General features: G+C 69.1%; 24 protein-coding genes. 19 read left to right on the forward strand and 5 right to left on the reverse strand.

What is annotated here, in order from left to right; all coding sequences use genetic code 11:
- Positions 1-3: 3 nt before the first annotated feature.
- Positions 4-471: a type II toxin-antitoxin system RatA family toxin gene (locus Q0812_RS10935; protein WP_302110437.1), complete on the forward strand. Its 468-nt coding sequence runs from the start codon at positions 4-6 to the stop codon at positions 469-471.
- Here Q0812_RS10935 and parE read toward each other — a convergent pair.
- Positions 468-2,561 carry a DNA topoisomerase IV subunit B gene (gene parE, locus Q0812_RS10940; RefSeq protein ID WP_302110371.1) on the reverse strand — a complete coding sequence of 698 codons (2,094 nt, stop codon included), beginning with the start codon at positions 2,559-2,561 and terminating at the stop codon, positions 468-470. The two genes, Q0812_RS10935 and parE, sit on opposite strands and share 4 nt — an antisense overlap.
- Before the next feature lie 123 nt (positions 2,562-2,684).
- Between parE and Q0812_RS10945 the strand changes: the two genes are divergently transcribed.
- On the forward strand, positions 2,685-3,320 hold the full coding sequence (locus tag Q0812_RS10945) for a trimeric intracellular cation channel family protein (protein ID WP_302110372.1): 636 nt from the start codon (positions 2,685-2,687) through the stop codon (positions 3,318-3,320).
- Positions 3,321-3,377: 57 nt separating this feature from the next.
- Here the strand turns inward: Q0812_RS10945 and glnA are convergent, their stop codons facing one another.
- Both glnA and Q0812_RS10955 read right to left on the reverse strand, forming a co-directional pair.
- Positions 3,378-4,784, reverse strand: a complete 1,407-nt coding sequence (gene glnA, locus Q0812_RS10950) for a type I glutamate--ammonia ligase (RefSeq protein WP_302110373.1) — start codon at positions 4,782-4,784, stop codon at positions 3,378-3,380.
- 44 nt (positions 4,785-4,828) lie between these two features.
- Positions 4,829-5,167 (reverse strand): P-II family nitrogen regulator, encoded by a 339-nt coding sequence (locus Q0812_RS10955; protein WP_302110374.1) that lies wholly within the window; start codon positions 5,165-5,167, stop codon positions 4,829-4,831.
- A gap of 114 nt (positions 5,168-5,281) precedes the next feature.
- On the opposite strand from Q0812_RS10955, the gene Q0812_RS10960 reads away from it, so the two are divergent.
- Positions 5,282-6,130, forward strand: a complete 849-nt coding sequence (locus Q0812_RS10960) for an NAD(P)H-hydrate dehydratase (protein WP_302110375.1) — start codon at positions 5,282-5,284, stop codon at positions 6,128-6,130.
- Here the strand turns inward: Q0812_RS10960 and Q0812_RS10965 are convergent.
- On the reverse strand, positions 6,127-6,384 hold the full coding sequence (locus Q0812_RS10965; protein ID WP_302110376.1) for a hypothetical protein: 258 nt from the start codon (positions 6,382-6,384) through the stop codon (positions 6,127-6,129). The genes Q0812_RS10960 and Q0812_RS10965 overlap by 4 nt on opposite strands.
- A gap of 398 nt (positions 6,385-6,782) precedes the next feature.
- On the opposite strand from Q0812_RS10965, the gene rpsB reads away from it, so the two are divergent.
- The 15 genes from rpsB (at position 6,783) to lpxB (ending at position 21,648) form a co-directional block, all read left to right on the forward strand.
- Positions 6,783-7,715, forward strand: coding sequence for a 30S ribosomal protein S2 (rpsB, locus tag Q0812_RS10970; protein WP_302110377.1), 933 nt, complete (start codon positions 6,783-6,785; stop codon positions 7,713-7,715).
- A gap of 113 nt (positions 7,716-7,828) precedes the next feature.
- A complete protein-coding gene (gene tsf / locus Q0812_RS10975; RefSeq protein WP_302110378.1) occupies positions 7,829-8,767 on the forward strand; it encodes a translation elongation factor Ts in 939 nt (312 codons plus the stop codon).
- A 125-nt stretch (positions 8,768-8,892) separates the two neighbouring features.
- On the forward strand, positions 8,893-9,633 hold the full coding sequence (pyrH, locus tag Q0812_RS10980; protein WP_302110379.1) for a UMP kinase: 741 nt from the start codon (positions 8,893-8,895) through the stop codon (positions 9,631-9,633).
- Positions 9,634-9,674: 41 nt separating this feature from the next.
- Positions 9,675-10,232, forward strand: a complete 558-nt coding sequence (gene frr, locus Q0812_RS10985; protein ID WP_302110380.1) for a ribosome recycling factor — start codon at positions 9,675-9,677, stop codon at positions 10,230-10,232.
- A gap of 21 nt (positions 10,233-10,253) precedes the next feature.
- Positions 10,254-11,024, forward strand: a complete 771-nt coding sequence (gene uppS, locus Q0812_RS10990) for a polyprenyl diphosphate synthase (protein ID WP_302110381.1) — start codon at positions 10,254-10,256, stop codon at positions 11,022-11,024.
- Positions 11,021-11,839: a phosphatidate cytidylyltransferase gene (locus tag Q0812_RS10995; protein WP_302110382.1), complete on the forward strand. Its 819-nt coding sequence runs from the start codon at positions 11,021-11,023 to the stop codon at positions 11,837-11,839. Before uppS ends, Q0812_RS10995 begins: the two co-directional genes overlap by 4 nt.
- Positions 11,840-13,030 (forward strand): 1-deoxy-D-xylulose-5-phosphate reductoisomerase, encoded by a 1,191-nt coding sequence (gene dxr / locus Q0812_RS11000; protein ID WP_302110383.1) that lies wholly within the window; start codon positions 11,840-11,842, stop codon positions 13,028-13,030.
- A 23-nt stretch (positions 13,031-13,053) separates the two neighbouring features.
- Positions 13,054-14,265 (forward strand): M50 family metallopeptidase, encoded by a 1,212-nt coding sequence (locus tag Q0812_RS11005; RefSeq protein ID WP_302110384.1) that lies wholly within the window; start codon positions 13,054-13,056, stop codon positions 14,263-14,265.
- 33 nt (positions 14,266-14,298) lie between these two features.
- Entirely contained in the window at positions 14,299-16,728 is a 2,430-nt protein-coding gene (bamA, locus tag Q0812_RS11010; RefSeq protein WP_302110385.1) for an outer membrane protein assembly factor BamA, read from the forward strand.
- Between the two features lie 10 nt (positions 16,729-16,738).
- Positions 16,739-17,344 carry an OmpH/Skp family outer membrane protein gene (locus Q0812_RS11015; protein ID WP_302110386.1) on the forward strand — a complete coding sequence of 202 codons (606 nt, stop codon included), beginning with the start codon at positions 16,739-16,741 and terminating at the stop codon, positions 17,342-17,344.
- A gap of 10 nt (positions 17,345-17,354) precedes the next feature.
- Positions 17,355-18,401 carry a UDP-3-O-(3-hydroxymyristoyl)glucosamine N-acyltransferase gene (gene lpxD / locus Q0812_RS11020; RefSeq protein WP_302110387.1) on the forward strand — a complete coding sequence of 349 codons (1,047 nt, stop codon included), beginning with the start codon at positions 17,355-17,357 and terminating at the stop codon, positions 18,399-18,401.
- A complete protein-coding gene (fabZ, locus tag Q0812_RS11025; protein ID WP_302110388.1) occupies positions 18,391-18,867 on the forward strand; it encodes a 3-hydroxyacyl-ACP dehydratase FabZ in 477 nt (158 codons plus the stop codon). Before lpxD ends, fabZ begins: the two co-directional genes overlap by 11 nt.
- 2 nt (positions 18,868-18,869) lie before the next feature.
- Positions 18,870-19,649, forward strand: a complete 780-nt coding sequence (gene lpxA, locus Q0812_RS11030) for an acyl-ACP--UDP-N-acetylglucosamine O-acyltransferase (protein ID WP_302110389.1) — start codon at positions 18,870-18,872, stop codon at positions 19,647-19,649.
- A complete protein-coding gene (lpxI, locus tag Q0812_RS11035; protein ID WP_302110390.1) occupies positions 19,646-20,491 on the forward strand; it encodes a UDP-2,3-diacylglucosamine diphosphatase in 846 nt (281 codons plus the stop codon). The genes lpxA and lpxI overlap by 4 nt, the downstream gene beginning before the upstream one ends.
- On the forward strand, positions 20,464-21,648 hold the full coding sequence (gene lpxB / locus Q0812_RS11040) for a lipid-A-disaccharide synthase (protein WP_302110391.1): 1,185 nt from the start codon (positions 20,464-20,466) through the stop codon (positions 21,646-21,648). Before lpxI ends, lpxB begins: the two co-directional genes overlap by 28 nt.
- On the opposite strand, the gene Q0812_RS11045 is transcribed toward lpxB, so the two are convergent.
- Positions 21,645-23,258 carry a leucyl aminopeptidase family protein gene (locus tag Q0812_RS11045; protein ID WP_302110392.1) on the reverse strand — a complete coding sequence of 538 codons (1,614 nt, stop codon included), beginning with the start codon at positions 23,256-23,258 and terminating at the stop codon, positions 21,645-21,647. The two genes, lpxB and Q0812_RS11045, sit on opposite strands and share 4 nt — an antisense overlap.
- A 102-nt stretch (positions 23,259-23,360) precedes the next feature.
- Here Q0812_RS11045 and gatB point away from each other — a divergent pair, with 102 nt between their 5' ends.
- Positions 23,361-24,854, forward strand: coding sequence for an Asp-tRNA(Asn)/Glu-tRNA(Gln) amidotransferase subunit GatB (gatB, locus tag Q0812_RS11050; protein WP_302110393.1), 1,494 nt, complete (start codon positions 23,361-23,363; stop codon positions 24,852-24,854).
- Positions 24,855-24,915: the final 61 nt, after the last annotated feature.

The following is a 24,915-nucleotide window of genomic DNA, read 5'->3' on the forward strand; positions in this document are numbered from 1 at the left end:
GCCCTGCCCCGTCAGGTCGTCGAGCGTTCAGTTCCCTATTCCACGGCCCAGATGATGGCGCTGGTGACGGACATCCGCGCCTATCCTGAGTTCATCCCCTGGATCACGTCCTTGCGCGTCTGGAACGAGGGCGAGCTGGAACCGGGCGTGACCACGCGCGACGCCGAGGTGGTGGTGGGCTTTTCCATGCTGTCGGAGCGCTTCTCGACGCGGGTGCGCACCGACGCCAACGCCTGCCGCGTGGACATGGACCTGATCTCCGGTCCGTTCCGCCGGCTGAAGGGCCAGTGGACGTTTGAAGAGACGCCGACCGGCTCGCGCATGCGGCTGGAGGTGGACTTTGAGTTCAAGTCGCGCCTGCTCGACATGATGGCCCGGGCGAACCTGGACCGGGCCGTGGGCAAGCTGGTGACCGCGTTCGAGTCCCGCGCCATGGGCCTTTACCAGCCGCTGGCGCCGGCGGCGCGCTAAACGTCCAGTTCCTCGGCCGTCATGAAGGCGGCGTTGTCCTGGATGAAGCGGAAGCGGGCCTCGGCCTTCTTGCCCATCAGGCGTTCGACCAGATCCTCGATCTCGTCCTCGCTCTGGGGCAGCGTGACCCGCGCCAGGGTGCGCTTGGACGGGTCCATGGTGGTTTCCTTCAGCTGGGCCGGCATCATTTCGCCCAAGCCCTTGAAGCGGCCGATCTCCACCTTCTTGCCCTTGAAGGGCCCGGCCAGCAGCTCGTCCTTATGGGCGTCGTCCCGGGCGTAGGCGCTCTCCTTGCCCGAGGTGATGCGGTAAAGCGGCGGCTGGGCCAGATAGAGGCGGCCCGAACGGATCAGCTCGGGCATGGTGCGGTAGAAGAAGGTGATGAGCAGGCTGGCGATGTGGGCCCCGTCCACGTCGGCGTCGGTCATGATGACGATGCGCTCGTAGCGCAGGTCCTCGACGCGGAAGCGTGGGTGCGGCTGGGCGCCCAGGGCCAGCATAAGGTCCGACAGCTCCTGGTTCTGGCGCAGCTTGTCAGCGGCCGCCGAGGCCACGTTCAGGATCTTGCCGCGCAGGGGCAGGATGGCCTGGTTGGCGCGGTTGCGGGCCTGCTTGGCGGAGCCGCCGGCGGAGTCGCCCTCCACCAGGAACAGCTCGGCCCCATCCGAGGACTGCTGGGAACAGTCGGCCAGCTTGCCCGGCAGGCGCAGCTTGCGGGTGGCCGAGGCGCGCTGGACCTCCTTGTCCTTGCGCCGCTTGAGGCGCTCTTCGGCGCGCTCGATGACGAAGGCGAGCAGGGCGTTGGCCTGCTTGGGGCTTTCGGTGAGCCAGTGATCGAAGGGGTCGCGCAGGATGCCCTCGACGAGGCGCGTCGCCGAGGCCGACGACAGGCGGTCCTTGGTCTGGCCCTGGAACTCGGGGTTCTTGATGAAGACCGAGACGAGGGCGCCCGCATTGGCGATGACGTCCTCAGCGGTGATGAGGCCGCCCCGCTTTTCGCCCACCAACTCCGCATAGGCCTTGAGGCCCCGGGTGAGGGTGGCGCGGAACCCCGCCTCGTGCGTGCCGCCGTCCGGCGTCGGCACGGTGTTGCAGTAGGACTGGATGAAGCCGTCGGCGTCGCCGAAGCCCGCCGGGCTCCAGGTCACGGCCCATTCGACGGCGCCGGCCTCGCCCTTGCGCTCGACGCGACCGGAGAAGGTGGGGGTGACGGTCTCCTGCGAGCCCACGCGTTCGGCCAGGAAGTCGGCCAGTCCGTTGGGAAAGTGCAGGTCCGCCTCGGTGGGCGTGTTCGGGTCGGTGATGCGCGCCGGATCGCACTTCCAGCGGATGTGCACGCCCCGGAACAGATAGGCCTTGGAGCGCGCCATGCGGTACAGGCGCGAGGGCTTGAAGGCGGCGGCGTCGCCGAAGATCTCGGGATCGGGGCGGAAGCGGATCTGCGTGCCGCGCTTCTTCGTCGGGCCGATCAGCTCGATCGGACCCTGGGGCTGGCCGCGCGAGAACTGCTGGCGCCATTCCTGGCCTTCGCGCCAGACGGTGACGTCCAGCCAATCGGACAACGCGTTGACGACCGAGACGCCCACGCCGTGCAGCCCGCCCGAGGTCTCATAGACCTTGCCGGAGAATTTGCCGCCCGAGTGGAGGACGGTCATCACCACCTCCAGCGCGCTCTTGCCGGGGTGGCGGGGGTGCGGATCGACCGGGATGCCCCGGCCGTCGTCGAACACGGTCAGGAAGCCGTCCTGGTCCAGCTCGACCCGGATGGTCTTGGCGAAGCCGGCCACGGCCTCGTCCATCGAGTTGTCCAGCACCTCGGCGAAGAGGTGGTGCAGGGCCCGCTCGTCAGTGCCGCCGATGTACATGCCCGGCCGCTTGCGCACCGGCTCCAGCCCCTCAAGCACCTCGATGGAGGCGGCCGAATAGTCGCCGGAGGAGGGCGCGGGCGCGGCGGGTTCGGCTTTCACGGCCGCCGGCTTGGCGGCAGGCGCAGGCGCGGGCGCCGGCGCAGGCACGGGCTCTGGCCTGGCGGGCTCCTGAGGCGAGGCCATCAGGCTGAACAGATCGTCGGAAGGCGCAGGCTTGGACATTGCACTCGGTTTGGCGCGATTCGCGGCCGGGCGGGCGGTATGGGCCCGACGGCGGGGCTTCACAAGGCGGCGATGCGGCGCAGTCCTGCTATGGAGGCGCGAAGCGCCTGGAGGACCAGCCCCATGACCTATGAGCTTGGCGTCATCTATCTGCTGCTGACCTATGGCGGGGTGGCGGTGTTCGCGGCCAGCGGCGCCCTGGCGGCGGCGGCGCGCAAGCACGACGTCATCACCTTCGCCTTTTTCGCGGCCATCACCGGGGTGGGCGGCGGCACCCTGAGGGACGTGATGCTGGATACGCCGGTGTTCTGGATCGCCGATCCCGCCCAGCTGGCCGTGTGCGTGGCGGTGGGCGCCCTGGTCTGGCTGATCGGGGTCAGGCCATTCTCGGGGCGGCTGCTGCTGTGGCTGGACGCCATAGGCCTGGCGGCCTTCGCGGTGCTGGGGGCGGCCAAGGCCGTGGCCCTGGGCGCGCCGGCCCTCGTGGCCGTGGTCATGGGCGTGATGACGGCCACCGCCGGGGGGATCATCCGCGACGTCATGGCCGGAGAGCCGTCCGTGCTGCTGCGCCGGGAAATCTACATCACCGCCGCCATGGCCGGGGCGGCGGTGTTCGTGGTCGTCGAGGCGCTGGGCTATCGCGAGATCGCCGGCGCGGCGGGCTTCGTCGTGGGCCTGGGCATCCGCGCCTCGGCCCTGCGCTTCGGCTGGACCATGCCGGCCTTCTTCGGGGGCGTGGTGCGGCGGCGGCCAGAATAGCGAAAGGGCCGGACGATCGCTCGCCCGGCCCTCATATTTCACCTCAGCAAGCGCCCATCAGCACTTGTAGTACATATCGAATTCCACCGGGTGCGGGTGGAGCTGGAGGCGCATCACCTCCTCCATCTTCAGTTCGATGTAGCTGTCGATGAAGTCGTCATCCATGACGCCGCCCTTCTTGAGGAAGGCGCGGTCCTTATCGAGGTTCTCGAGGGCTTCACGCAGCGATCCGCAGACCTCGGGCACGTTGGCGCGCTCCTGCGGGGGCAGGTCGTAGAGGTTCTTGTCCATGGCCTGCCCCGGATCGATGCGGTTCTCGATGCCGTCGAGCCCGGCCATCAAGAGGGCCACGAAGGTCAGGTAGGGGTTGCCCATGGGGTCGGGGAAGCGGACCTCCAGGCGCTTGGCCTTGGGCGAGGACACCCACGGAATACGGATCGAGGCGGAGCGGTTGCGGCTGGAATAGGCCAGCTTCACCGGGGCCTCATAGCCGGGCACCAGGCGCTTGTAGGAATTGGTGGTCGAGTTCGAGAAGGCGTTGATGGCCTTGGCGTGCTTGATGACGCCGCCGATGTACCAGAGGGCCATTTCCGACAGGCCGGCGTACTTGTCGCCCGCGAACAGCGGCTTGCCGCCCTTCCAGATCGACTGGTGCACGTGCATGCCCGAGCCGTTGTCGCCGAACATGGGCTTGGCCATGAAGGTGGCCGTCTTGCCGTAGGCCGCCGCCACGTTGTGGATGACGTACTTATAGAGCTGCATCCGGTCGGCCATGGTGAGCAGATCGGAGAACTTGAGCCCCAGTTCGTGCTGGGCTGGGGCCACCTCGTGGTGGTGCTTTTCGGGATCCATGCCCAGCTCGCCCATGACGGCCAGCATCTCGCCGCGCAGGTCCTGGGCCGAGTCCACCGGGTTGACCGGGAAGTAGCCCCCCTTGGCGCCGGGCCGGTGGCCCATGTTGCCTTCGGGGTAGGCGCGGTTGGTGTTGGAGGGCAGCTCGATGGAGTCGAACGAGAAGCCGGTGTCGTGCGACGCGGTGGACCAGCGCACATCGTCAAAGACGAAGAACTCGGCCTCGGGCCCGAAGAAGACGGTGTCGCCCACGCCCAGCGACTGCACGTAGGTCAGGGCCTTCTTGGCCATGGAGCGGCTGTCGCGGTTGTAGGGCTCGCCCGTATCGGGGTTCAGCACGTCGCAGAACAGGGCAAGGGTGGTCTGCTGGTAGAAGGGATCGATGATCGCCGTCTTCAGGTCCGGCTTCAGCAGCATGTCGCTTTCGTTGATGGCCTTCCATCCGGCGATGGACGAGCCGTCGAACATGGTCCCTTCCTCGAGCAGCTCCTCATCGACCATGTTGATGTCGAGGGTGACGTGCTGGAGCTTGCCCCGCGTGTCGGTGAAGCGCAGGTCGACGAAGCGGACATCCTTTTCCTTGATGTCCTGGAGGATTTTGGAGGCTTTCATCGTCGGTCCTTGGCGGCTTGGGGAGGCGGAGAGAAGAGGGCGGTCTAGATGGCGTGGGGGCCGGACTCGCCGGTGCGGATGCGGATGACGTCGAGCACGTCGGTGACGAAGATCTTGCCATCGCCGATCTTGCCGGTGCGGGCGGCGGTCTGGATGGCCTCGAGGCAGGCGGCGACCAGGTCGTCGGGCACGACCACCTCGATCTTCATCTTGGGGAGGAAGTCGACGACGTACTCGGCGCCGCGATAGAGTTCGGAATGACCCTTCTGGCGCCCGTAGCCCTTGGCTTCCAGCACCGTCATGCCCTGGACGCCCACGTCCTGGAGAGCTTCCTTCACCTCGTCGAGCTTGAAGGGCTTGATGACGGCTTCGATCTTTTTCATCGGATTCCCGGGGGCGATACCCGGGCCGCAAAGGGACGGTGCATTGCAGCAAATCGCAAGACCCCGGCGCAAAAAATCTCGGGCTGAAGCGATCCGGCGGCGGAGGGCTCGGTGATGGACGTCAAGCAGACTCCGGACTGGCTGGATCGGTTCCCGTGGCCGGGCGCTGAGACGCACAAGCACAGCCGCGGGCGGTTGGGCGTGGTGAGCGGAGGGCCGTGGGCCACGGGCGCCGCGCGCCTGGCGTCGCGGGCCGGCCAGAGGATCGGCGCCGGATGGGTCGAGGTCTGGGCGCCCGAGGCGGCCGCCCCGGTGCTGGCGCCGGTGCTGGAGGCGGCGCTGCTGCGGCCCTTCGGCGACGCGGCTGAGCTGGCGGAGCCCGCCGAACGGCTGGACGCCATGGTCATAGGTCCCGCCCTGGGCCGCCGGCCGGAGCATCTGGCCATGGTGGAGACTGTATTGGCGGGAGCGGCGGCCCTGGTGCTGGACGCGGACGCCCTGAGCCTGTTCAGCCAATGGCCGGAGGCCCTGTTCGACAGACTGTCGCCGAACGACGTGCTGACGCCGCACCTGGGCGAGTTCGATCGCCTGTTCCCCGACCTGATGGGCGGCGGGCATCGGGCCGACCTGGCGCGACGGGCCGCTGAAAGGGCGGGCTGTGTGGTGGTGCTGAAGGGCAATCAGACCGTCATCGCCTCCCCCGACGGGCGGGTGGAGGTCAGCGCGCCTGCGCCGGCCTGGCTGGCCACGGCGGGGACGGGCGATGTGCTGGCGGGGATGATCGGCGGCCTGCTGGCGCAGAAAATGGACGCCTTCGACGCGGCTCGGGCGGCGGTCTGGATCCACGCCCAGGCGGCTGGGCGGTTCGGACCGGGCCTGATCGCCGAGGATTTGCCGGACCTGATCCCGCCGGTGCTGGGCGGCCTTTGGCAAGCCGCCCAGCGGAAAGGCGAGGGCGCTTAGCCCTGCTGGCCGGCGTTCTGCTCGACCTGGTCGGCGGCTTCGTCGCCTTGTTGCTCGATCTGGTCGGCCTGGTTGTTGAGGGCCGTTTCCTGGGCCTCGTTCGAGGTGGCCGCGGCCTGGGACTCCAGCGCGTCGGCCCGGGCCTCGGTGGTGTCCTCGATGGCGTCGGCCTGCTGCTCGGCGGCGCGGTCGGCCTGGCTTTCGCAGGCGGCGAGGCTCAGGGCGGCGACGGCCGCCAGGGCGTAACGGATCATGGATAGTCCCTCCGGTGATGAGCGGAAACCGCTCCGCTCGTGGAGGGCAGAACGTCCCGATCTCAAATTTGGTTCACGGGGTTGTGAGGAGTCGGGTGTGACGCCAGTCTCCTTGACGGGGAGGGCGACCACGGAGTGTTGGAGGGGTAGGTTACCGAACGGCTTGCCGCACCACGCCTCCGTTGCACTCCGCGAGTGCCGTCTCCCCGCCGAGCGGGGAAGAGACAACAAGACCCAGCCCTTGCCTTTCCAGCTGTTCCCGCGTAAAGGCCCGCCCACTTCACAGCGCAAGGCGTGGCGCGGCCGGGGAGACATCCCGCCCGCTCCGTTCCGAGCCCTCCTTCACGGGAAGGTTTACCGCCTGCGCCAGGACCGATCGGAAGAAGGACGACGATCACATGGCTCTGCCTGAATTCTCCATGCGTGGCCTGCTTGAGGCCGGCGCCCACTTCGGCCACCAGACCCACCGCTGGAACCCGAAGATGGAGCGCTACATCTTCGGCTCGCGCTCGAACATCCACATCCTCGACCTGTCGCAGACGGTGCCGCTGCTGCACCAGGCGCTGAACGAGATCCGCAACGTGGCGGCCAAGGGCGGCCGCGTGCTGTTCGTCGGCACCAAGCGCCAGGCCTCCGAGCCGGTGGCCACCGCCGCCAAGCGCTGCGCCCAGTACTATGTGAACCACCGCTGGCTGGGCGGCACCCTGACCAACTGGCGCACCGTGTCGGGCTCGATCGCGCGCCTGCGCGAGCTGGAAGAGGTGCTGTCGGGCGAAGGCGGCGGCCGCGTGAAGAAGGAGCTGCTGAACCTGCAGCGCGAGCGCGACAAGCTGGAGCTGAGCCTGGGCGGGATCAAGGACATGGGCGGCCTGCCCGACATCATGTTCGTGATCGACACCAACAAGGAAGCCATCGCCATCAAGGAAGCCCGCAAGCTGGGCATCCCGGTCGTGGCGATCCTGGACACCAACAGCGATCCGGACGGCATCACCTTCCCGGTGCCGGGCAACGACGACGCGGCGCGCGCCATCCAGATGTACTGCGATCTGGTGGCCGACACGGTGCTGGACGGTCTGGCCTCGGGCCAGGCGGCCATGGGCGTGGACCTGGGCGCTTCGGTCGCTCCGGTGGAGCCGGCCCTGCGTGAGGCCGCTCCGGCCGCCGAGGCCACGCCGCTGGCCGCCGAGGACGAGGCCATGGCCCAGAAGGCGGAACAGCCTGCCGACGCCCCCGAGGCTGCGGCTGAGGCCCCCGCTGAAGCCCCCGCTGAGGCCCAGGAAGCCACCACTGAGGCCCTGGACGCCGTGCCGGAAGAGCCGGGCGCCGTCTGAGCCGAGCTTTGAACGCCCGTCGCAATTCGCGGCGAGACTGAACCGTACTTGATTTGGATGGCCGCCCCGCCCACGTGGGGGCGGCCGCACCCCTAAGGATTGGAGACAGACCCATGGCGGAGATCACGGCCGCATTGGTGAAGGACCTGCGCGAGCGCTCCGGCGTCGGCATGATGGACTGCAAGAAGGCCCTGCAGGAAACGAACGGCGACATCGAGGCCGCCATCGACTGGCTGCGCGCCAAGGGCCTGTCCAAGGCCGCCAAGAAGGCTGACCGCGTGGCGGCCGAGGGCCTGGTCGCCGTGGCTTCGAAGGAAGTCGGCGCCGGCGAGATCGGCGCGGCTATCGAGTTCAACGCCGAGACGGACTTCGTCGCGCGCAACGAGCTGTTCCAGAACGCGGCCAAGCGCTTCGCCGAGCTGGGCCTGGAGCACGCCACGGTCGAGGGCCTGCACGGCGCCGAGCTGGAAACCGGCAAGACGGTTCAGGACGAGGTCACCAACCTGATCGCCACGGTCGGCGAGAACATGCAGCTGCGCCGCGCCGCCCGCCTGTCGGTCGACGAGGGCGTCGTCGCCTCTTACGTGCACAACGCGGTGTCGCCGGGCCTCGGCCGGATCGGCGTGCTGGTCGCCCTGCACGGCGCCGGCGACAAGGCCAAGCTGCGTGAACTGGGCCGCAAGATCGCCATGCACGTGGCGGCGACCGCGCCCCTGTCGCTGAACACCGACGATCTGGACCCCGCCGCCGTCGAGAAGGAGCGCGCCGTCCTGACCGAGAAGGCGCGCGAGGAAGGCCGCCCCGAGAACATGATCGAGAAGATCGTCTCGGGTCAGATCGCCAAGTTCCAGAAGGAAGTGGTGCTGACCAAGCAGAACTTCGTCATGGACCCGGACCGCACCATCGAGCAGCTGGTGGCTGAAGAGGGCAAGGCGATGGGCAACCCGAACCTGCACATCGGCGGCTTTGTCCGCCTGGCGCTGGGCGAGGGTGTCGAGAAGGTCGAGGGGCCCGACTTCGCTTCGGAAGTCGCCTCGATGACCGGCGGCTAAACCGATTACGGATAAATTGCGCCGATCAGGGGCGCGGCGGCTTGGACGGCCGCCGCGCCCTTCGTCTATGGTGGCCCGCCGATTCCGGCGCCAGTCATTACCCTTCCCGAGACAGGCCCCAAGCCATGCCCGCTGAACCGCCCGCCGACCCGACGAAATACCGCCGCATCCTGCTGAAGGTGTCCGGCGAAGTGCTGATGGGCGAACAGGGCTACGGCATCGACATGAAGACGGTGGACACCGTGGCCGCGGCCATCAAGCGCGCCGTCGAGAGCGGCGTGCAGATGTGCCTGGTCATCGGCGGGGGCAACATCTTCCGGGGGCTGTCGAAGGCGGCCGGCGACATGGACCGGGCCACAGCCGACCACATGGGCATGCTGGCGACCGTGATGAACGCCCTGGCCATGCAGGCGGCGCTGGAGAAGATCGGCGTACAGACGCGGGTGCAGAGCGCCCTGACCATGAACGCCGTGGCCGAGCCCTACATCCGGCGTCGCGCCCTGCGGCACCTGGAGAAGGGCCGTGTGGTGATTTTCGCCGCCGGGGTGGGCGCGCCCTTCTTCACGACGGATTCCGGCGCCGCCCTGCGCGCCGCCGAGATGGGCTGCGACGCCCTGCTGAAGGGCACCAGCGTGGACGGGGTTTACACCGCCGATCCGAAGAAGGACGCCAGCGCCACGCGCTATGAACGGCTGACCTATCAGGACGTGCTGGCCAAGGACCTGCGGGTCATGGACGCCTCGGCCATCGCCATGATGCGGGACGCGGGCATTCCCATCGTGGTCTTCTCGATCCGCGGCGAAGGCTCGCTGCGGCGCGTTCTGAACGGCGAAGGCCCCTTCACGGTCATCAGCGGGCAAGTCTAAGAAGAACTGGCCTAAAGAGAACCAAGTCCGGAGATACGATCATGGCCAAGCCAGACATCAAATCCTACGCCGCCCGCATGGACAAGGCGGTCACGGCGCTGAAGGAGGAGTTCGCGGGCCTGCGGACGGGCCGCGCCTCGGCAGGCCTGCTCGAACCGGTGATGGTCGAGGCCTATGGCGCCACCGCGCCGCTGAACACGGTGGCGGCCATCAGCGTGCCCGAGGCGCGCATGATCAGCGTCAGCGTCTGGGATCGGGGCATGGTGGTCTCGGTCGAGAAGGCCATCCGCGCCGCGGGCCTGGGCCTGAACCCTGTCGTCGACGGTCAGACCCTGCGCATCCCGATCCCGCCCCTCACCGAGGAGCGGCGCAAGGATCTGGTCAAGCTGGCCGGCAAGTACGCCGAGCAGCAGCGCATCGCCGTGCGCAACGTGCGGCGCGACGCCAATGACGACCTGAAGAAGGCGGAAAAGGACGGCGAGATCAGCCAGGACGAGCAGAAGCGCCTGGAGGGCGACGTCCAGAAGGAGACGGACGCGGCTATCAAGCGCATCGACGAGGCCTTGAAGGTCAAGGAACAGGAGATCATGCAGGTCTGACCTGCATGAGGATCCCTGAGTATGGCGTCGGCCCCCACGGCTGAGAGTGACCTAACCGCCCGCGACGGCGGGCCGCGCCACGTCGCCCTGATCATGGACGGCAACGGCCGCTGGGCCAAGGCGCGCGGCCTGCCGCGCACAGCCGGTCACAAGGCGGGCGTCGAGGCCCTTAAACGCACGGTGCAAGGCGCGGGCGACCTGGGCGTCGAGTGCCTGACCGTGTTCGGCTTCTCGACCGAGAACTGGCGCCGGCCCGCCGAGGAGGTCTCGGAGCTGATGGGCCTGGTGAAGGCCTATGTGGAGGCGGATCTGGAGCGCCTGCGCAAGGGCGGGGTGCGCCTGCGCATCCTTGGCGCCCGCGAGGACCTGTCCCCGGACATCCGCGGCATCGTCGAGCGCGCCGAGAGCCGCACGGCCCACAACGACCGTTTCCTTCTGCAGGTGGCGTTCAACTATGGCGGCCGGTCCGACATCGTGCGGGCGGCGCGCCGCTTCGCCGAGCAGGTCAAGGCCGGGACGGTGGAACCCGAAGCCCTGACCGAAGAGAGGTTCGGCGCGCTGCTGTCCACCGGCGAGGCGCCGCCCCTGGACATGGTCGTGCGCACCTCGGGCGAGCGGCGGCTGTCGAACTTCCTGTTGTGGGAGGCGGCCTACGCCGAGTTGGTGTTCCAGGACATCCTGTGGCCCGATTACGGCCCCCGGGCGCTGGCGGCGGCCATCGAGGAGTATCGCCTGCGCGACCGGCGGTTCGGCGCCCTGGCCCGGCCGCTGGCGGAGGCGTCGGGCGCGTGAAGCTGCAGGGTATCGGTCTTAGAGCAGCCTCTACGGCGGTGCTGGCGCCCGCCGCCATCGCGGCCCTGTATCTGGGCGGTCTGCCCTTCATGCTTATGATCGCGGTCTCGACGGCTTTCCTGGCCTTCGAATGGACCCAGATGAGCCAGTCCAGGCGCAAGGGGCCGCTGACCTTCCTGCTCACCGTGACGATCGTCGCGGGCTGCATCGGCGCCTATGCGGACGAGCTGCCGTTGGCCTGGGCCGTGTGCGCGATCGGCGCCCTTATCCTGGCCGTCGTGGCGCGGACCGGCGGCGGCTGGGCCGGGCGCGCGTGGTTCGGCGTGCTCTACCTTGCCGTCCCCATCGTGCTGATGGTCTGGCTGAGGCTTCAGGATGAGGGCGGCCGATGGACGATCCTGTTGTTCGCGATCACCTGGGGCGCGGACATCGCAGCCTATCTGGCCGGCAGCGCCATCGGGGGCGCGAAACTGGCGCCGCGCCTGTCGCCCAACAAGACCTGGGCTGGCTTCATCGCGGGACTGGTCGCCGGGTCGGCGGTCGCCGCCCTGGTCACGCTGAGCTTCGCCATGGCGGGGCCCGAGTGGCGGATCACGGGCCTGCCGGTGCTCTGGGCCGCGCTGGTGGGCCTGGCGGGCGCGCTGGCCACCATGAGCGGCGACCTATTCGAATCCGCCCTGAAGCGCCGTTACGGCGTGAAGGATTCCGGCGACATCATTCCGGGGCACGGGGGGCTTCTGGACCGGGTGGACGGCCTGCTGTTCGCTGCAGTGGTAGTGGCGGGCGCGCGCGTCCTGGCAGGAGGCGCGCTTTAGATGCGGCTGCCTGAGCGCATTTCCATTCTGGGTTCGACCGGCTCCATCGGCTGTTCGACGCTGGACCTGCTTGAAAAGGCGGGCTTCGGCGGCGCTATCGAAGTGCTGGCTGCCGGCCGCAACGTCGATCGGCTGATCGAGCAGGCGCGCCGCTGGCGCCCGGCGCTGGCGGTGACGGCGGACGAGGGGACCCTGCCTCGGCTGCGCGAGGGACTGGCCGGTACAGGCGTGGAGGCGGCGGCTGGCGAGGCGGCCCTCGTCGAGGCCGCCCTGCGCCCCGTGGACTGGGTCATGTCGGCTATCGTCGGCGCCGCCGGCCTGCCGCCGACCTGGGCCGCGGCGGGGACGGGGGCCGTGATCGCCCTTGCCAACAAGGAGAGCCTGGTCTGCTGCGGACCGGCCCTGATGCATCGGGCCGAGGAACATGGCGGCAGGGTGCTGCCGGTGGATTCGGAACACTCGGCCATCCTGCAGGTCTTCGAGGTGCGGAATGCAGCCCAGGTGGCCTGCGTGACCCTCACGGCCTCGGGCGGGCCGTTCCGCGACTGGAGCGCCGCGCGGATCGCCCGGGCTACGCCGCAAGAGGCGGTCGCCCACCCGAACTGGAGCATGGGCGCCAAGATCTCGGTGGACAGCGCCACCCTGATGAACAAGGGGCTGGAGACGATCGAGGCCGCCTATCTGTTCGGACTGAGGCCCGATCAGCTGGACGTGGTCATCCACCCTCAGTCGGTGATCCACAGCCTGGTCCGCTACGCCGACGGCTCCAGCCTGGCTCAGCTGGGCCCGCCCGACATGCGCACGCCCATCGCCGTCGCCTTGGCCTGGCCGGACCGGACGGCCTGGCCGGCGCCCGCCCTCGACCTGACGACCTGCGGGCCGCTGACCTTCGAGGCGCCGGACCTGACGCGCTTTCCGGCCCTTCGGCTGGCGCGCGAGGCGCTGGCCGCGGGCGGCGAGGCGCCTGCGGTGCTGAACGGCGCCAATGAGGCGGCGGTTCGGGCTTTTCTTGACCGGCGCATCGGCTTTTCGGATATTGCCGCCGTCGTGGAGGAGGTTCTTGAGGGGATGGGCCACGGCCAGTCCCATCAAGGAGCGGGGAACGGCGTTCTGGAAGGCGTCATGGCCGCCGACCGGCGGGCCCGGCGGGGCGCGCAGGATGTAATTGAACGTCGGGCGAACGCCGCCTGATCGGGGCGGAGACGAATGAGACCATGCTCGACGCGCTGACAAGCACTCTCCTGGCGATCGCCTCGTTCATCGTGGTGCTGTCGATCGTCATCACCTTTCACGAACTGGGACACTACTGGGCCGGCCGACTGTTCGGGGTGAAGACAGAGCGCTTTTCGCTGGGCTTCGGGCGGGCTCTCATCAGCCATCGCGACAAGCGCGGCGTGGAATGGCGCATCGGCTGGCTGCCGCTGGGCGGCTATGTGAAGTTTGCCGGCGACCTGGACGGGGCGCCCGACGCCAAGACCCTGGATGCTGCGCGCCAACAGATCGTCGCTGCCGAGGGGGCGGGCGCGGAGCGGGCCTATTTCGACTTCAAACCCGTCTGGCAGAGGGCGCTGATCGTTTTCGCAGGGCCCTTCGCGAACTTCGTGCTGGCGGTGCTGATCTTCGCCAGCCTGGCCATGGCGGCCGGAGAGGTCGTGCGGATCAAGCCCGTGGTGGGAGAGGTCTCCGCCGGCGGCGCGGCGGCGGAGGCCGGGTTCCGGCCCGGCGACCTGATCACTCGCGCCAACGGCCGCGCCATCGACGACTGGTCCGACGTGGCCCAGATGGTGCAGTTCCGGGCCGGCGAGCCCATCCGCTTCGACGTGGAGCGCGCGGGCCAGACGCTTGAGCTGACGGCCACGCCGCGTGCGCGCACCCTGGAGATCGACGGCCAGCCCGTGACCCAAGGGGTGCTGGGGATCGCCTTCAACCCCACGCCCGAGACGATCGAGCGCCGCGCGCTGAATCCCGTCACGGCCTTGGGCGAGGGGGTTCGCATGACGGCGACCGTCCTGGACACCACGCTGACCTATCTTCGGCGAGTGGTGACGGGCCGCGAGTCGGGCGACCAGCTGAGCGGCCCGCTGGGCATCGCCCGCGCCTCGGGCACGGTGGCGTCCGGCGCGGCGACCGGCGCCGAGAACCTCGGGGACGGGGTCTGGCGCGTCACGGCTTCGCTTTTGTTGCTGACCGGCCTTCTTTCTGTCGGAGTTGGCTTCCTTAATCTGCTGCCTGTGCCGATCCTCGACGGGGGGAGACTGGTGTTCTATGCCTACGAAGCTGTTGCCCGGCGTCCCCTCGACGCGCGGATTCAGGAGCTAGGATACCGCGTCGGTCTTGTGTTGCTGGTCGGTTTGATATTGTTCGCCACCTGGAACGACGTACAGAAGTTCAGCCTGTTCCGCTCGCTGGGCGGGTCCATCTCGTAAGAATCGGTGTCTGACGCCCCAATGGTCCGCTCCATGCCTTTGTCCTTTCCCCGCCTTGGGTCGAACCGCGCCGCCGTGAGCCGCGTGGGCGCCAGCCTGGGCGCGCTCGTCATCGCCGCCGGTCTGGCATCGGGCGCCCTGGCCCAGGAAGCCCCCGCCCCGGCGGCCGAGGCTGAACCCCAGCCCCAGGCCGAAGCCGCGCCCCAGGCACCGCCCAGCCCCACGGTGACGGTGGCTCGGGTCGTGGTGCGGGGCAATCAGCGCATCGATACCCAGACGATCGCCTCGTACCTGCCGATCCAGCCGGGCGACACGGTGGATCCGGCGACCCTGGATGTGGCGCTTCGTACGCTCTACCGCACGGACCTGTTCTCGGACGTGCAGATCTTCGCCGAGGGCGCCGACCTGGTCGTCGAGGTGGTGGAGAATCCGGTCATCAACCAAGTGACCTTCGAGGGCAATGAGGCCATCACCGAGGAGAAGCTGCGCGAGGAAGTGCAGATTCGGCCTCGCGGCGTCTACACGCGCGCCCGGGTTCTCCAGGACGTGCAGCGCCTGGTCGAGCTGTACCGCCGCTCGGGCCGCATCACGGCGACCATCACGCCCAAGATCGTGCAGCTGTCGCAGAACCGCGTCGACCTGGTGTTCGAGATCGATGAAGGCGTCGCCACCGGCATCCGCAGCATCAACATCCTGGGCAACGAAGCCTTCTCGGACCGCGACCTGCGCGACATCATGGTCACCAAGACCTCGCGGCTGTGGCGGCTGTTCTCGTCCAACGACGTCTACGACCCGGATCGCCTCGAATACGACCGCGAGCAGATCACCAAGCACTATCGCAACAACGGCTATTTCGACTTCCGCATCGTCTCGGCGGTGGCCGAGCTGTCCCCCGACCGTGAGGACTTCGCCGTCACCATGACGGTGGACGAGGGCGCTCAGTTCAACTTCGGCCGCGTCACGGTCGAGACCGCGAACGAGCGCCTGAATCCCGAGTTCCTTCAGGCGCTGCTGCCGATCCGTGAAGGCGACCTCTATCAGGTCGACCGCATCGAAGAGGCGGTGGACTCCCTGACCTTCGCGGCCGGGTCGGCGGGCTACGCCTTCGTGGACGTGCGGCCGGAGTACACGCCGAACCGCGAGAACAACACGATCGACGTGGTGTTCCATGTCAGCGAGGGCCAGCGCGTCTATGTCGAGCGGATCGACATCGTCGGCAACACCCGCACCCTGGACCCCGTGATCCGGCGCGAAATCATGCTGGCCGAGGGCGACGCCTTCAACCAGGTGCTGGTCAACCGTTCCGAACTGAACCTTCAGGGACTGGGCTTCTTCGCCGAGTCGAGCATCGAGAACGTGCCGGGCTCGGCGCCGGACCGCACGGTCGTCCAGGTCCAGGTCCAGGAGCAGCCGACGGGCGAACTGTCCTTCGGCGCCGGCTTCAGCTCGCTGGAATCGTTCGTCATCGACGTCAGCGTGACCGAGCGCAACTTCCGCGGCCGGGGTCAGAACCTGGTGGCGCGCGTGTCCTACGGATCGCTGCGCCAGCAGATCGATTTCCGCTTCACCGAGCCGAAGTTCCTGGGCCGCGACTTGAGGGCCGGCTTTGATTTGTACCACTACCGGTATGATTATTCGGACTTTTCTTCGTTCAACTGGCAGTCCACCGGTGGTGCGGTCCGCCTCAGCTGGCCGCTGAACGGCATCTCGACCCTGTCGACGCGCTATTCGCTGCGGCAGGACGAGGTGACGGTTCCGGATGGCTACTGCGACGCCAGCGGCCTGGGCTCGCAGGCGCTGTGCGAGCAGCTGGGCAGCGTCATCACCTCGGCGCCGGGCTACACGCTGGCCTTCAACGCCACGAACAACCCGGTGCGGCCGACGCGCGGCTGGTCAGGCGCCCTGCGCCAGGACTTCGCCGGCCTGGGCGGCGACGTCCATTCGATCCGCACCGAGATCGAGGCCAACTTCTATCACGGCTTCACCGAGAACTTCGTGCTCAGCGTGGAAGGCTCGCTGGGCTATGTGGCGGGCTGGAGCGGCGATCCCGTGCGGATCAACGACCGCTTCTTCCGCGGCGGCAGCAACTTCCGCGGCTTCGAGACCGCGGGCATGGGACCGCGTGACCTTCTGACGCGAGACTCCCTGGGCGCCAACTTCTATTCTCAGCTGACCACCGAGCTGACCGTGCCCAACGGTCTGCCGGAAGAATATGGAGTGAGAACGTCCCTGTTCCTCGACGTCGGCACCGCCGGCCTGCTGGACGACCGCTACAAGCTGCTGTCGAACGGCATGCCCGACCCGAACATCGTGGACAATCTGGGCCTGCGGGCCGCCGCGGGCCTGAGCGTCTCCTGGCGTTCGCCCATGGGTCCCATCCGCTTCGACTTCAGCCAGATCCTGGCGAAGGAAGACTACGACCGCACGGAAACCTTCCGGTTCTCGAGCACCACGCCCTTCTAGGAAACACCAGATGAACAAGCTTTTCCTGATCGCCGCCTCGGCGGCCGCCCTGGCCGCCGCTGGGACGGTCTCCGCTCAGCAGCAGCCCGCCCAAGCGCCGCTGAACCACGGCCCGGCCATCACCGGCGTGTGCATCTACAACGGCCCGGCCCTGATGCAGACCTCCACCGCCGGCCAGGCGGTCAATACGCGCCTGCAGCAGCTGATGCAGCAGGTGGAAGCCGAGCTGCAGCCCGAGGCCAACGCCATCGACACCGAGCTGCGCACCCTGCAGAGCCAGCAGGCCAGCCTGCCGGCCGACCAGTTCAACCAGCGCCGCCAGGCCCTGGGCCAGCGCGCCCAGACCTTCGAGACCCTGCGCCAGACCCGACTGGCTGAACTGCAGTACACCGAGCAGTCGCAGCGGCTGCGCATCGCCCAGACCGTCAACCCGATCCTGACCCAGGTCTATCAGGCGCGCGGCTGCAGCCTTCTGCTGGACGCGTCCGGCATCCTGGCGGCCAACCCGGCCATGGACGTGACGCCCCAGGTCATCCAGCAGCTGAACACCACGCTGCCGACCGTGACCTTCGACCGCATGCCGCTGCCGCAGCAGCAGCAACCGGCGCAGTCCTAATCCGCCTACGATGGGGGCCAGGCCAGACGCGGCGCCGGATCCGCGCTTCTTCCAGAGGCGCGCGGCGCTGGATGGCCCCTCCCTGGCGAAGCTGACAGGAGCGGCCGTCCCGGAAGGGGCGGCCGTTTCCGTTTCTGGCGCCGCGACGCTCGACCGTGCGGGACCGGGCGACGCCGCCTTTCTGTCGGATCGTCGGTATCGCGACCGGCTGGCCCGCAGCCAGGCGTCCTATGTCTTCGTGCGCGAGGGCGACGCGGGCGCGATCCGCGAAGGCGCGATCCCCCTGATCACGCCTGAACCCGCCGTGGCCTGGGCCCTGACGGCGGCGGCGCTGCATCCCGGGCGTCTATTCGACGGGACCGAGCCCGTGCACGGAACGGCCCAGCTGGAAGACGGCGTGGTGCTGTCCCCGGGCGCCGTGGTCGGTCCCGGCGCGCGGATCGGCCGAGGCACGGTGCTGGAGCCCAACGCCGTGGTGGGGCCGGGCGTCTGCATCGGCCGCGATGGCCGCATCGGCGCGGGCGCCGTGGTGGGCTTCGCCCTGATCGGCGATCGGGTCACCATCGGCGCGGGGGCGGTGATCGGCGAAGCGGGCTTCGGCGTCGCCGCCGGGCGCAACGGAACCGTCGCCATGCCACAGCTGGGCCGGGTCATCCTGCAGGACGACGTGTCCGTGGGGGCCAACACCTGCATCGACCGCGGCGCTTTTGAGGACACCGTGGTCGGCGAGGGGACCAAGATCGATAACCTGTGCCAGATCGCCCACAACGTGCGGATCGGCCGCCACTGCCTGATCGCGGCGCATACGGGTCTGTCGGGTTCGGTGGTGGTGGGGGACAGGGCGGCCTTCGGCGGCCGCGCCGGCGTCGTGGATCACATGACCGTCGGCGACGGCGCCCAGATCGCGGCCGCGGCGGCGGTGCTGAGAAGCGTGCCGGCCGGTGAGGTCTGGTCCGGCTATCCGGCCCGTCCGGTGCGCCAGTTCTTGCGTGAGACGGCCTGGTTGGCCAAACAGGCCGCAGGAAAGAAGAAGGGTGGCGACGATCATGGCGAGTGACGAGGGAAGCGCGGGCACGGCCATCGATTACGCCGAGGTGATGCGGCGCATTCCGCACCGTTACCCTTTCCTGCTGGTCGACCGGGCCGAGGACTTCATCGCCCGGACCTCCATCACGGGCATCAAGAACGTCAGCTTCAACGAGCCGTTCTTCCCGGGCCACTTCCCGATTGATCCGGTCATGCCCGGCGTTCTGATCGTCGAGGCCATGGCCCAGACCGGCGCCCTGCTCATGTCCAAGTCGCTGGATGTGGACGTGTCGAACAAGGTGATCATGTTCATGTCGATCGACGGGGTGCGGTTCCGCAGGCCCGCCAGGCCGGGCGACCAGCTGCGCATGAAGGTCGAGGTCACGCGCGCGCGGGGCGACGCCTACAAGTTCCGGGGCGAAACCTTCATCGACGGAAAGCTGGCGGCCGAAGCCGAATTCATGGCCATGGCCGTGACGGTCGAAGAAGGCGCCTGACCGTGACCATCCACCCCACCGCCCTTGTCGATCCGGGCGCGGAGATCGGGGATGGGGCCGTCGTCGGCCCCTGGTGCCGCGTCGAGGCCGGCGCCCGCCTGGCCGCCGGGGTCGAGCTGGCGTCCAGCGTCGTGGTGCACAGCCATACGGACATCGGCGAAGGCACGGTCGTGCACCCCTTCGCCGTCCTGGGGGGCGCGCCGCAGCATGGCGGTTACAAGGGTGAGCCGACGCGGCTGGTCATCGGCGCCCGCAACATCATCCGCGAACACGCGACCCTGCACCGCGGCACGGTTCAGGGCGGCGGCCTGACAAGGGTTGGCGAGGGCTGCCTGTTCATGGTCGGCGCTCATATCGCCCATGACTGCATGGTGGGCGACGGCGTCACCTTCGCCAACAACGCGGTGATCGGCGGCCATGTCCAGGTGGGCGACGGCGCCTTTCTGGGCGGCCAGTCGGCGGTCCACCAGTGGTGCCGGGTCGGCAAGGGCGCGATCCTGGGCGGCGGGGCCGTCGCCACACGCGATGTCATCCCCTTCGGTTCGGCCTGGGGCAACCATGCGCGGCTGGAAGGGCTGAACATGGTGGGGCTGAAGCGGCGCGGCTTTGACAAGGCCAGGATCCGCCGCATGCTGAAGCTGTTCGATGCGCTGTTCCACGGCGAGGGACTGTTCGAGGATCGGCTGGCCCGGGCCGAGGCGGAGTACGCCGACCTCGATGAGGCCCGAGAGATCATCACATTCATCCGCGACGGCGGGTCGCGACCCCTTTGCCGCCCATGAGCGAGCCGGGTCGGCTGGGACTGGTCAGCGGCGGCGGCGATCTGCCGGGTGCGGTGCTGCGCGCCTGCGAGGCCGCAGGACGGCCGGTGTTCATCGTGGCCCTGAAAGGGTTCACCGAGCCGGATTTGCGGGCGGACGCCGGCGTCGAGGTGGGGCTGGCCGAGTTCGGCAAGTGCATCGCCGCGCTTCAGAAGGCCGGATGTCGCCAGGTCTGCTTCTGCGGCAATGTCAGCCGTCCGGACTTCGCCAGCCTGGTCCCTGACCTCAAGGGCATGAGCGTCCTGCCGGGCCTGATCGCGGCCGGGCGTCAGGGCGACGACGCCCTGCTGCGGGCCATGCTGAAGGTGTTCGAGGACGCAGGGTTCGAGGTGGTCGGGCCGGACGCCTTGCTGGGTCGGGTGCTTGAGCCCGGCGCCCTTGGGGGCGTGATCCCCGACAAGGCGCAGCTCGAGGACGTGACGAAGGCGCTGGATGTGGCGCGCGCGACCGGGGCGCTGGACATCGGGCAGGGCGCGGTGGTGGCGGAGGGCCTGGTGCTGGCGGTAGAGGCGCAGGAAGGCACCGACGCCATGCTGCGGCGGGTGGCGGGCCTGCCCCAGGCTCTGCGCGGCCAGGCGGGGGCGCGGAAGGGCGCGCTGGCCAAGGCGCCCAAGCCCATCCAGGAGCGCCGAGTGGACCTGCCGGTCATCGGGGTGCGCACGGTCGAGCTGGCCGCAGAGGCGGGCCTGGCGGGGGTCGCGGGAGAGGCCGGCGGGCTGATCGTGGTGGATGCGGACGCCGTGCGGGCGGCCGCCGACAGGCTGGGCCTGTTTGTATGGGGAGAAGCGCCATCGCCGGGCTGAAGATCATGCTGGTGGCGGCGGAGACGTCGGGCGACGCGCTGGGCGCCGGGCTGGCCAGGGCGCTGAAGGCGCGGCTGGGCCCGCGACTGACCCTGGTGGGCGTCGGCGGGGCGCGTATGGCCGAGGAGGGCGTGAACAGCCCCTTCGACATCACCGAGCTGTCGATTCTGGGCTGGGTCGAGGGACTGATGGCCTATGGCCGGGTGAAGCGCCGCGTGAAGGAGGCCGCCGCCCTGGCCCGGGCCGAGCGGCCGGACGCGGTGGTGCTGATCGACAGCTGGGGCTTCACCATTCGCGTGGCCAAGGCGATCCGCGCCGAGGCGCCGGACATTCCGCTGATCAAGTATGTGGGCCCGCAGGTCTGGGCCTCGCGACCCGGCCGGGCCAGGACCCTGGCGGGGGCGGTGGATCACCTGCTGGCGCTGCACGCCATGGACCGGCCCTGGTTCGAGGCGGCGGGCCTGCCGACGACGGTGGTGGGATCCCAGGCCCTGCACCTGGATTTCTCGGATGTGGATGCGGCGGCGTTCCGGCGCGCCCATGGCCTGGGGGCGGACCAGGGCCTGCTGATCGTGCTGCCGGGCAGCCGGCCGTCCGAGATCAGCCGCCTGATGGACGTGTTCGGCGCGACGGTGGGGCGGCTGAAGGCCGAGCGGCCGGACCTGGCGGTCGTGATGCCGGTGGCTGAGAGCGTGGCCGAGGCGGTGGCCGAGGGGCTCAAGTCCTGGCCGGTCCAGCCGATCCTGATCCGCGACGAGGCCGACAAGATGGCGGCCATGAAGGCGGCGACGGCGGCTCTGGCCTGTTCCGGGACGGTGTCGATCGAGCTGGCCCTGGCGGGGACGCCCATGGTCATCGCCTATCGGCTGGGGGGGCTGAGCTACGCCCTGATGAAGCGGCTGGTGACGGCCAGGTACATCACTCTGTTCAACATCGCCGCCGACCGCATGATCGCGCCGGAGCTGATCCAGAACGAGGCCACGGCGGGGAAGCTGGCGGCGGCCGTCGGCCGCCTGCTCGACGATCCCGCCGCCGCCCAGGCGCAGGCCGAGGCGCAAGTCCAGGCGCTGGACCTGATGGGGCGCGGCGGTCCGGACCCTTCCGAAGCCGCGGCCGAGGCCGTGCTGAAGGTGCTGGAGGCGAGGCGCGCCGCCTAGTTCCCAGCCCCACGCGGGATCGGCCGCCAGTCGCGTACGAACTGCTCCAGCAGACGCACGGCGAAGCCCGCCGAGCCGGCCGGCTTCCAGTCATTGGCGCCCCCATAGGCCATGTTGGCGATGTCCAGGTGGGCCCAGGGAATGTCGCGGCTGATGAATTCGCCGATGAAATGGGCGCCGACGCCCGCGCCGCCCCCGACCCCGGGGTTCGAGGCCATCAGGTCGGCGATGCTGGAGCGGGTGTCCTCCGCATAGCCGGGGTCCAGCGGCAGGCGCCACAGGCGTTCGCCCGTAACGTCGCCGGCGGCGGTGAGCTGGTCGGCCAGGGCGTCGTGGCGGGTGAAAAGGCCGGCGTAGTCGTCACCAAGGGCCGTGCGGACCGAGCCGGTGAGGGTGGCCACATCGACGACGGCGGCGGGGTTCAGGTTGCGTTCGGCCCAGGTCAGGGCGTCGGCCAGCACGAGGCGTCCTTCGGCGTCGGTGGAGATGACCTCGATGGTCTTGCCGTTCATGGCCGTCAGCACGTCGCCGGGGCGCATGGCGTTTCCGTCGGGCATGTTCTCGGCCAGGGCGGAGACGGCGACGACATCCACCGGCGCGCGCGAGGTGGCCAGGGCCAGCACCGCGCCGGTGACCGAGGCCGCGCCGGACATGTCCATCTTCATGTTGCCCATGTTCTCCCCCGGCTTGATGGTGATGCCGCCGCTGTCGAAGGTGATGCCCTTGCCGGCCAGGACCACTGGCCCGCCTTCAGGCGCGCCCTCGCCGCGATAGCGGATGACCAGGAGACGCGGCGGACGGGCCGAGCCGCGGCCCACGGCGGTCAGGGCGCCCATGCCCAGGCGCTCCATGGTCGGGGCGTCCAGCACCTCGATCGTGACGCCCGACACGCCTGCGAAGGCCTGGCGCGCGCGGGCGACGAAGCTCTCGGGATAGATGATGTTGGCCGGCTCGTTGGAGATGTCGCGCACCCAAGTCATGGCGCGGATCAGGCTTTCGCCCCGGCCCTGGAAGGCAGAGCGGGCCGCCTCGTGTTCGCTGGCGACCACGGTGACGCCGCCGCTAGCGAGGACGGGTTCCCGGCTGGTCCGGTAGAGGTCGGACCGGTAGTGGCCGATCCCCATGCCGGTGACGAAGGCCGAGGCGGCGTCGGGCGCGAGGCCCTCCGCCAGGACGGTGAGGGGCCCCGTCTCGTCCACCAGGGCGCGGCCCGCCACAGCGCCGCTCCACTGGAGCGCGGAGCCGCTGGCCGCCGGACCCGTGCCCACCACGAGAATGCGATCCCAGTCGCCCAGGCCACGCAGGCTGAGCGTCTGGCGGGCCGCATAGGTGAAGCGGGCCGAGGCGAGGGCGCGCTCGATGCCGGCGCGGGTGGCGGGGTCGAGGCCGGCGGCCCGTGCGTCCAGCTGATCCGCCGCGCCCAGGGGCAGCACCAGAACGCCGCCGGGCTGCGGCAGGGTGGCGGCGAAGGTGACGGTCCGGGGCTGGATCGAGGCCGCCTGGGCCTGAGGCGCGCCCTGACCACCGCGCGCTTGCGCCCAGGTCTCGCCGGGCGATGCCGCCAGCAACAGAGCGGCCAGGGCGGCGGAGGCGAGGGCGGTGCGCGTCATGGTGTGAATCTCCGATCAGGCGATGGCGGGCACCTTGGCAGACTGGCGACGGACGTCCAGCACCGGCTTTGCTGAGGCGCGGGCAAAGGCTATGGGAAGCGCATGAGCCTAGATGTCGTCGCCGCCGCTCCGAAGAAGTTCATTGAGGGCCGCACCGGCCCCTGGGAAATCGTGCTGGGCCTGGAGGTCCACGCCCAGGTGGCGTCGAAGTCCAAGCTGTTCTCAGGCGCGGCCGTGGGCTTCGGCGCCGGACCCAACGAGCAGGTCAGCCTGGTGGATGCAGGCTTCCCCGGCATGCTGCCGGTCTTGAACCGCTATTGCGTCGAGCAGGCGGTGCGAACGGGCCTGGGTCTGCGCGCCCAGATCAACGCCTACAGCCGCTTTGACCGGAAGAACTATTTCTATCCGGACCTGCCGACCGGCTACCAGATCAGCCAGCTCTACCATCCCATCGTGGGTGAGGGCGAAGTGGAGGTTGAGGCCGAGGACGGCTCGTTCTTCACCGTGCGCATCGAGCGGCTGCACCTGGAGCAGGACGCCGGCAAGCTGATCCACGACCTGTCGCCAAGCGAGAGCTATGTCGACCTGAACCGGGCCGGCACGGCGCTGATGGAGATCGTCTCCAAGCCCGACATGCGTTCGGCCGACGAGGCGGTGGCGTACCTCAAGAAGCTGCGCACCATCCTGATCTATCTGGGCACCTGCGACGGCGACATGGAGAAGGGCAACCTGCGCGCCGACGTGAACGTCTCGGTGCGCCGGCCCGGCGAGCCCTTCGGCACGCGCTGCGAGATCAAGAACGTCAACTCGTTCCGCTTCATCAGCCAGGCCATCGCCTATGAGGCGCGCCGCCAGATCGAGATTCTCGAGGACGGCGGCAAGATCGACCAGGAGACGCGCCTGTTCGACCCGACCAAGGGCGAGACCCGGTCAATGCGCTCCAAGGAAGAGGCGCAGGACTACCGCTATTTCCCGGACCCGGACCTGTTGCCGCTGAAGCTGGAGGAGGCCTGGATCGAGGAGATCCGCCAGAGCCTGCCCGAGCTGCCGGACGACAAGCGCCGCCGCTTCATGAGCCAGTACGGCCTGTCGCAGTACGATGCCGGCGTGCTGATCTCGGACCAGGCCAAGGCGGACTATTTCGAAGCCGCGGCCCAGGGAAGTGGAAATGGGGGACGTGACGCCAAGCTGACGGCCAACTGGGTCACGAACGAGGTGTCGGCCAGGCTGGCGGCTTCGGACACCGAGTTCGCGGACAATCCGCTGCCGGCGGCCTACGTGGCCGAGCTGGTCGAGCTGATCGAGACGAACGTCATCTCGTCCAAGATCGCCAAGGAGGTCTTCGAGCACGTCTGGAACGGCGAGGGCTCACCGGCCCAGGTGGTGGAGGCGCGTGGCCTGAAGCAGGTCACCGACACCGGAGCCATCGAAAAGGCCGTGGACGAGATCATCGCCGCCAATCCCGATAAGGCCGAGGCGGTCAAGGACAAGCCCCAGGCGATCGGCTGGTTCGTGGGTCAGGTGATGAAGGCCACGGGCGGCAAGGCCAACCCGGCGGCGGTCAACGACATCCTCAAGGCCAAGCTGGGCGTTTGAGGTCTGCGAGAACGCCCAATGAAAAAAGGCCGCCGGAGTGATCCAGCGGCCTTTTGACTGT

Origin of the sequence: Peiella sedimenti (assembly GCF_030504955.1) — a bacterium.
GTDB classification, from domain to species: domain Bacteria; phylum Pseudomonadota; class Alphaproteobacteria; order Caulobacterales; family Caulobacteraceae; genus Brevundimonas; species Brevundimonas sedimenti.

Bases quoted from the DNA above. Each gene is read 5' to 3' on its own strand.
- Q0812_RS11015 (WP_302110386.1), top strand. From the start codon at position 16,739: ATGAACAAGCTTTTCCTGATCGCCGCCTCGGCGGCCGCCCTGGCCGCC.
- uppS (WP_302110381.1), top strand. From the start codon at position 10,254: ATGGCGTCGGCCCCCACGGCTGAGAGTGACCTAACCGCCCGCGACGGC.
- Q0812_RS11005 (WP_302110384.1), top strand. From the start codon at position 13,054: ATGCTCGACGCGCTGACAAGCACTCTCCTGGCGATCGCCTCGTTCATC.
- frr (WP_302110380.1), top strand. From the start codon at position 9,675: ATGGCCAAGCCAGACATCAAATCCTACGCCGCCCGCATGGACAAGGCG.
- glnA (WP_302110373.1), bottom strand. From the start codon at position 4,784: ATGAAAGCCTCCAAAATCCTCCAGGACATCAAGGAAAAGGATGTCCGC.
- lpxD (WP_302110387.1), top strand. From the start codon at position 17,355: ATGGGGGCCAGGCCAGACGCGGCGCCGGATCCGCGCTTCTTCCAGAGG.
- Q0812_RS10945 (WP_302110372.1), top strand. From the start codon at position 2,685: ATGACCTATGAGCTTGGCGTCATCTATCTGCTGCTGACCTATGGCGGG.
- parE (WP_302110371.1), bottom strand. From the start codon at position 2,561: ATGTCCAAGCCTGCGCCTTCCGACGATCTGTTCAGCCTGATGGCCTCG.
- Q0812_RS10955 (WP_302110374.1), bottom strand. From the start codon at position 5,167: ATGAAAAAGATCGAAGCCGTCATCAAGCCCTTCAAGCTCGACGAGGTG.
- rpsB (WP_302110377.1), top strand. From the start codon at position 6,783: ATGGCTCTGCCTGAATTCTCCATGCGTGGCCTGCTTGAGGCCGGCGCC.
- lpxI (WP_302110390.1), top strand. From the start codon at position 19,646: ATGAGCGAGCCGGGTCGGCTGGGACTGGTCAGCGGCGGCGGCGATCTG.
- Q0812_RS11045 (WP_302110392.1), bottom strand. From the start codon at position 23,258: ATGACGCGCACCGCCCTCGCCTCCGCCGCCCTGGCCGCTCTGTTGCTG.
- lpxB (WP_302110391.1), top strand. From the start codon at position 20,464: ATGGGGAGAAGCGCCATCGCCGGGCTGAAGATCATGCTGGTGGCGGCG.
- Q0812_RS10960 (WP_302110375.1), top strand. From the start codon at position 5,282: ATGGACGTCAAGCAGACTCCGGACTGGCTGGATCGGTTCCCGTGGCCG.
- pyrH (WP_302110379.1), top strand. From the start codon at position 8,893: ATGCCCGCTGAACCGCCCGCCGACCCGACGAAATACCGCCGCATCCTG.
- bamA (WP_302110385.1), top strand. From the start codon at position 14,299: ATGCCTTTGTCCTTTCCCCGCCTTGGGTCGAACCGCGCCGCCGTGAGC.
- dxr (WP_302110383.1), top strand. From the start codon at position 11,840: ATGCGGCTGCCTGAGCGCATTTCCATTCTGGGTTCGACCGGCTCCATC.
- tsf (WP_302110378.1), top strand. From the start codon at position 7,829: ATGGCGGAGATCACGGCCGCATTGGTGAAGGACCTGCGCGAGCGCTCC.
- Q0812_RS10965 (WP_302110376.1), bottom strand. From the start codon at position 6,384: ATGATCCGTTACGCCCTGGCGGCCGTCGCCGCCCTGAGCCTCGCCGCC.
- gatB (WP_302110393.1), top strand. From the start codon at position 23,361: ATGAGCCTAGATGTCGTCGCCGCCGCTCCGAAGAAGTTCATTGAGGGC.
- fabZ (WP_302110388.1), top strand. From the start codon at position 18,391: ATGGCGAGTGACGAGGGAAGCGCGGGCACGGCCATCGATTACGCCGAG.